The organism is Bacillus sp. P4_D3, assembly GCF_056401855.1.
In genome coordinates, this window is record NZ_JBFUIN010000207.1 from 1 (window position 1) to 5,604 (window position 5,604).

8 protein-coding genes are annotated in these 5,604 nt (G+C 32.5%); 5 read left to right on the forward strand and 3 right to left on the reverse strand.

Features of this window, described 5'->3' with window-relative positions; all coding sequences use genetic code 11:
* The first annotated feature begins 92 nt into the window (after positions 1-92).
* Positions 93-308: a hypothetical protein gene (locus AC1DTM_RS17215; RefSeq protein WP_016105356.1), complete on the forward strand. Its 216-nt coding sequence runs from the start codon at positions 93-95 to the stop codon at positions 306-308.
* Between the two features lie 236 nt (positions 309-544).
* A complete protein-coding gene (locus tag AC1DTM_RS17220) occupies positions 545-931 on the forward strand; it encodes a DUF1259 domain-containing protein (protein ID WP_016105355.1) in 387 nt (128 codons plus the stop codon).
* Between the two features lie 236 nt (positions 932-1,167).
* Here AC1DTM_RS17220 and AC1DTM_RS17225 read toward each other — a convergent pair whose 3' ends face one another.
* A complete protein-coding gene (locus AC1DTM_RS17225) occupies positions 1,168-2,541 on the reverse strand; it encodes a sensor histidine kinase (protein WP_477000551.1) in 1,374 nt (457 codons plus the stop codon).
* Positions 2,538-3,212 (reverse strand): response regulator transcription factor, encoded by a 675-nt coding sequence (locus AC1DTM_RS17230; RefSeq protein WP_002161191.1) that lies wholly within the window; start codon positions 3,210-3,212, stop codon positions 2,538-2,540. The genes AC1DTM_RS17225 and AC1DTM_RS17230 overlap by 4 nt, the downstream gene beginning before the upstream one ends.
* A gap of 175 nt (positions 3,213-3,387) precedes the next feature.
* On the opposite strand from AC1DTM_RS17230, the gene AC1DTM_RS17235 reads away from it, so the two are divergent.
* Both AC1DTM_RS17235 and AC1DTM_RS17240 read left to right on the forward strand, forming a co-directional pair.
* Positions 3,388-3,858, forward strand: coding sequence for a hypothetical protein (locus tag AC1DTM_RS17235; RefSeq protein WP_088099247.1), 471 nt, complete (start codon positions 3,388-3,390; stop codon positions 3,856-3,858).
* A gap of 20 nt (positions 3,859-3,878) precedes the next feature.
* Positions 3,879-4,202: a PepSY domain-containing protein gene (locus tag AC1DTM_RS17240; protein ID WP_002110675.1), complete on the forward strand. Its 324-nt coding sequence runs from the start codon at positions 3,879-3,881 to the stop codon at positions 4,200-4,202.
* Between the two features lie 429 nt (positions 4,203-4,631).
* On the opposite strand, the gene AC1DTM_RS17245 is transcribed toward AC1DTM_RS17240, so the two are convergent.
* Positions 4,632-5,024 carry a GtrA family protein gene (locus tag AC1DTM_RS17245; protein ID WP_002199977.1) on the reverse strand — a complete coding sequence of 131 codons (393 nt, stop codon included), beginning with the start codon at positions 5,022-5,024 and terminating at the stop codon, positions 4,632-4,634.
* A 450-nt stretch (positions 5,025-5,474) separates the two neighbouring features.
* On the opposite strand from AC1DTM_RS17245, the gene AC1DTM_RS17250 reads away from it, so the two are divergent.
* Positions 5,475-5,604 (forward strand): PhzF family phenazine biosynthesis protein (locus AC1DTM_RS17250; RefSeq protein ID WP_477000552.1); only part of this gene is annotated, 130 nt, incomplete at its 3' end.

Here is a 5,604-nt window from a genome sequence, read left to right on the forward strand (position 1 = left end):
CTATTAAGGTGTCACATTTAAGAATTTATACGTAGGAAAGCTATTAAGGTGTCACATTTAAGAATTTATACGTAGGAAAGGGTAAAATAAAAATGAACTGGAAAAAAGGCGGATTATGGATTATTATTTTTTTCATTGTAAAAGGTACGATTTCTACACTTTTAATAGTTACAGGTGCTAAATATTTTGATTTATCATTTATGCAACTTTTCGTACTAATACTGATCTTATTACTGATTTCTCTCATAAGTCGAAAATCGCTGTATAGACATAAGCAAAATAAAAAACAAAAAGAGCTAAATATATAATGAAGCCCCAGAGACCTTTGGATTTCTGGGGTTTTACTTATAAAAATTTATAGTTCATAAAACAAAAAATTCTGCACCATTTAAACTCGGGTAACAATTCATGTGATCAAGAATACTTGAGCTAACAGATTTCGTTAGATTGCCATCATCTTTTTTATAATAGAATAGATTCATTACCGTTTCAGACCTATGTATTCATTCATAACCTAACAGTAAAAGGGGGGATGATTAAAGGTATGGCGATTAATGAGGAATCAATTTGTCAACAGTTTGCAAGAATTATCGGTGGCCAAGAAGGATTCGCCGGTGGGAAATGCGTGGCAACAATAAACCGGGATGAAATACGCGCAACAATCTTGGGAAAACGTTTTAGAGTAACAACTTCCTTCTCATTTGAATCACGAGATAATAAAACTGGACGGGCATTATGTCTAGGGCGGGTAGCACTCTTGCAAAAGGAAGTTACTGAATTTGTTGCTACAATTATTAAACAAGGAATAATAGTTTCGTCTATACACAATGAGTGGTTATGTGATAATCCAAATTTGATTTACGTTAATATCGAAGACGTTGATGATCCACTAAATTTCGCAAGAAAAGTTAGAAAAGCGTTATGCAATTAACCGACTTTTTTAGTTAATTGAGTGATTATGTTGATTAGAATATTTCAGAGTGTTGAATGGTATATTTGGAAAATAGATTTAAGTGGATGGTTTTATAAAATCTCATATATAGCTAAAAAGAGTAACTCCATTTTGATCACTCTTTTTCAAAATGGAGTTTTTGTAATTACTTTTAAATAAGGGTTGAAGAGAGCTTTTTAATCAATCTTTATTCTGAAGCTACAGACGAGCATACATTATGCTCGTTTTTCAATTGGTAGTTTAAATGTAAAAGTACTGCCTTCTCCTAATTTACTTTCAACGGTAATTTCTCTTCCGTGTAGTTCTATAATCCATTTTACCATCGACAATCCTAAACCTGTGTTTCCATTGTTTGAAGATGTTCGTGCTGCGTCAACTCGATAGAAGCGGTCCCATATTTTCGCAATATGTTGCTCGCTGATGCCTATGCCATTATCGGAGACTTTACCTATTATGTTGGTTTCATCCCGGAACAGTTGCATATTCACAGTGCCGTTCGCTTTGCTATAAGCAATCGCATTCGTTAGTAAATTCATTAATAAACGCATCATCAATGTTTGATCTGCTTTAATAAACAGGTCTTCCTCTATATTAGTTGTTATATTAATCGAAGCTTCTTGAACCATTAATGAAAGCTCTTCTACAACGATTTCCGTTAATTCACTCATATTGATACATTCGAATTGAAAAGTATTATGCTTTTCTTGGTCAACTCTTGCTAATAATAAGAGTTGCGAGATTAACGCGGACATTTTACGTGATTGCCTTAAAATTACTTCTAACGATTCTTCCATTTCTTTCGGATTATTCCTCTGCGATAAAGCGTATTCGCATTGCGAAATAATAACAGATGTTGGTGTTCTTAATTCATGAGATGCGTCAGATGTAAATTGTTTTTCACTTTCGAATGATGTCTCCAATCGCTCAAACATTTTGTCAAAGGTTTGTGCTAAATGATACATTTCGTCTTTCGATGAACCTTGTAAATTAATTCTCTTCGAAAGGTCTTTACCATCACCAATTTCACTGGCTGAATCACTCATTTGTTGCACAGGTCGAAACGCTCTTTGCGTAATAAAATATCCACCCACTGCCGCAATGAGAATAAGTAATGGAAATGAGATGAGTGTTACCACAATAAGCGTATTCATGGTCGATGATAATTGATTCATGGTCATTATTCCACGAACCCAGACTTGCTCATCGCCGCCTACATTATGGAGGAAATCATATACTATCCATTCTTTATTACCGTCTTTAATGGTTTGTATTTCATCGGATTTAAGCGATACCTTTTTATTAAATCCTGTTGGACTATGTCCTGCCAGTAGCTCACCTTGCTTACTATAAATGAAGATATTTACTCCATCTTCTAAGGTTTCAAAATCATCGTCCATCTTTAACTGTCCATGCTTATATTCGATATCTTCAATGCTTTCTTTTACTGTGCTCTTCAATTGATTTTTCATATTAAAGAGCACAACTTTATCTGAAGAAGTTAAAATAAAAGATAACACGAGTGCCATAATAATTACAATTAGCCCCGTATACCACAGGGTCACTTTCATTTTTATTGATAGTCTTTTCATGATTCTACTCGCAATACGTAACCAGTACCTCGTACCGTATGAATTAACTTCGTTTCAAACTGGCTATCAATTTTTTTACGAAGGTATCGGACGTAAACATCAATAATATTCGAGCCACCTTCATAGTCGTAATTCCACACATGTTGCTCAATTTTATCTCGTGTCAACACAACTTCTTTATTACGAATCATATATTCTAAAATAGCAAATTCTTTACTGGAAAGATTGATAACTCGGTCGCCCCTTGTTACTTTATGCATATTGCAATCCACCACTAGGTCAGCGATTTCAAACACGTTAGATGTATTTCCTGTTTTTCTTCGCATCAACACTCGAATTCTTGCTAACAGCTCATCAAAAGCAAAGGGCTTTACTAAATAATCGTCCGCACCTAAGTCGAGTCCTGTTACGCGATCATCAATTGTATCTTTAGCTGTAAGAAGCAAGACAGGTGTTGTATTATTGTCCGCGCGTAATCTTTGTAATACTTGTAAACCATCTATTCCGGGAATCATAATGTCAAGCACAATCAAATCGTAGGTAGCCATGCTTATATAATCCAAAGCATCTTCTCCATTCCCACATCCATCGACACTATAATATTCTGCATTTAATCGTTTTACCAATATATTTTGTAAGTCTTGTTCATCTTCGACAATAAGAACTCGCATTAACATTCTCCTTTTCTTCTTATTTATATGTATCACTATAATTCCAAAACATTAAAGAAAGATTAGAAACTATTTAATTATATCATTTTATTTTTTGCACATTAATCTTCCTTTAATGTTTGTTCAGTAATATAAAGACAAGGATAAGGTGCACATGTAAAGGGAGGAGAACATAATGGGAAAATGGATGATGATTGGAGCAATGTCTTGTTTATTTTTAACAGCTTGTTCTACTCAAGCTGATAACGATACAGAAGTGCAACAACTGAAAGTAGAAAATGATAAATCACAAAAGGAAGGTGCTCAACTACAACAAGAACCACACGAAACAGGGCCTGCTATGAATGATACTAAGCAAACACAAGATTTCAAAAACGAAGTTACATCTATTGTAGAAAAGGCAAATAACACGAAACCAGTTGGAGCAAAAGAAGATAACTTAAATACGTACTTAGCAGCAAAAAAAGAAATTGACCAATTAGATGACAAGATAGATCTATCTGAAGATCAGTTAGAAGCAGATTATTATGCTGGAACGATAACTGTTGAACAATATCAAATACAAGAAAGAGAACAAGATATACTTGAAGATCAATTAGAGCAAGCAGAAAATGCACTTGAAGCAAGATTTGGAATAGATGATTAATCATTAAGGAGTGGATGAAAATGTTAAAACATAAAAAGAAAATAATTATAAGTGTAATTGCTATTTTAGTAAGTGGTATTGCTATTGTTGGTGGATATTATGGTATGGGTTACAATTATGCAAAAAAGAATGAAAACTACACAGAGAAACAAGTTCGTGAAATTTCTTTAGCTCATACAAATGGAGAAATTATTAATGTGAAAAAAGAATTCGAATTAGAAGATGACAACTTAGCACAATCTAAATTTGAATATGAATTGGAAATCAAGACACCTGATAATCTGTTAAATATTTTAAAGGTTAGTGCTAGAACAGGCACAATAGAAATCAATAATGAAGATTGAAGAAATATTGACAAATAAAATATCATGTATTTTAAAAAACTCATAACAAAATTTGTTAGGAGTTTTTTCATGTTTATACTCTACTATTCTAAAAGGGGAGCCGCTATATCGCTATCAAGCTAAGAAAAGCAAATACCCCCAAATAAGAAAATTGGCATCCTTAGGTGGATGGGCATTTGGTGCTATTTTTTATTATACATCTCTAAATTTTAGAGAATGTTCACAGCTGTAATTTTGCAGGTTGAAATAGCAAACCTAACGATTGTAGTTGGATTTATAGGTAAATAGGAATATATTGTTAATTATTATTTTAAAAGCCGTTTTCTAAGAGACCAGCCTTTACTATTATTCAACTCTAAATCCGCAGTCAGTTCATCCATTACATGTTTCATTAGGTATAAAAATTTTGCTTCCTCTGTCAATTTCTCTTTATACTATTCTTTCGGATTTCGTAACTAATATTTTTTTCGATAAAATATATGTAAAAGGTATCGCAGTCATTGATGCTAGGAAAGGTGAAATTATTTCATTTAAACCTACTAAGTCAACTAAAATATAAATGCCGACTGTTGTAACTACAAAGTTAACAGCATATGTTAGTGGGAATTGTAAAAATTTCTTTAAAGTCGGTTTTGTTTTGTAAGTAAAGTACGTATTCAGAAAAAAAGAACCTATTATGCCTATTCCAGTAGCAATAATATGTGCTGATAAATAATTTAACCCTATTAATTGACTTAATAAAAGATAGAATATGTAATAATTCAGGGTATTTGTACATCCCACTATAATAAAACGAATTACTTGTTTATTAAACACTTTCAATTTAATTTTCTCCCTATCTATAATTTGATTAGTCCTTCTTTATATACTAATACACACTGAGAAATATTTAGGGCTATAATTAAAAACAGATCTTTTCCTTTATTTTCTAAATGCTATTATATACTAAAGGGTTAAGTTAGGTACATTCCAAATTAGATTCCCCAATATATAGGGCAAGTTCTGTAATAGGAGGCGGTTTCGTAAGATGGTTTTATAAATCATGGAAAAGTTATATACAGACAGTCAAAATAATAAAACATCCTTTTTTATTACAAGAAATCCTAAAAATTTCGTTCTAGGGGTTGCAATAAATCTTTAGGTTGATAGCGATGGGGTATCGCCACATTTCTATCCAGCTCCTTATAGAAGCAACGGGGGAACTTTAATATAATAAGAATTAAAGATAGTATAAAGGACCAAAAATTAAATATATTAAAGGTGGAAAATGACATGGAAAGAAAGTACCGATTATATCAAATTGATTCATTTACGAAGAAAAAATTATCAGGTAATCCGGCTGGTGTAATAACAAATGCAGATGGTTTATCCTCGGGTGAGATGCAGAGGATTGCTAGAGAGC

What these genes read in the sequence shown, in the direction of transcription:
- AC1DTM_RS17215 (WP_016105356.1), top strand. Translation starts at nt 93, where the DNA reads ATGAACTGGAAAAAAGGCGGATTATGGATTATTATTTTTTTCATTGTA.
- AC1DTM_RS17220 (WP_016105355.1), top strand. Translation starts at nt 545, where the DNA reads ATGGCGATTAATGAGGAATCAATTTGTCAACAGTTTGCAAGAATTATC.
- AC1DTM_RS17225 (WP_477000551.1), bottom strand. Translation starts at nt 2,541, where the DNA reads ATGAAAAGACTATCAATAAAAATGAAAGTGACCCTGTGGTATACGGGG.
- AC1DTM_RS17230 (WP_002161191.1), bottom strand. Translation starts at nt 3,212, where the DNA reads ATGCGAGTTCTTATTGTCGAAGATGAACAAGACTTACAAAATATATTG.
- AC1DTM_RS17235 (WP_088099247.1), top strand. Translation starts at nt 3,388, where the DNA reads ATGGGAAAATGGATGATGATTGGAGCAATGTCTTGTTTATTTTTAACA.
- AC1DTM_RS17240 (WP_002110675.1), top strand. Translation starts at nt 3,879, where the DNA reads ATGTTAAAACATAAAAAGAAAATAATTATAAGTGTAATTGCTATTTTA.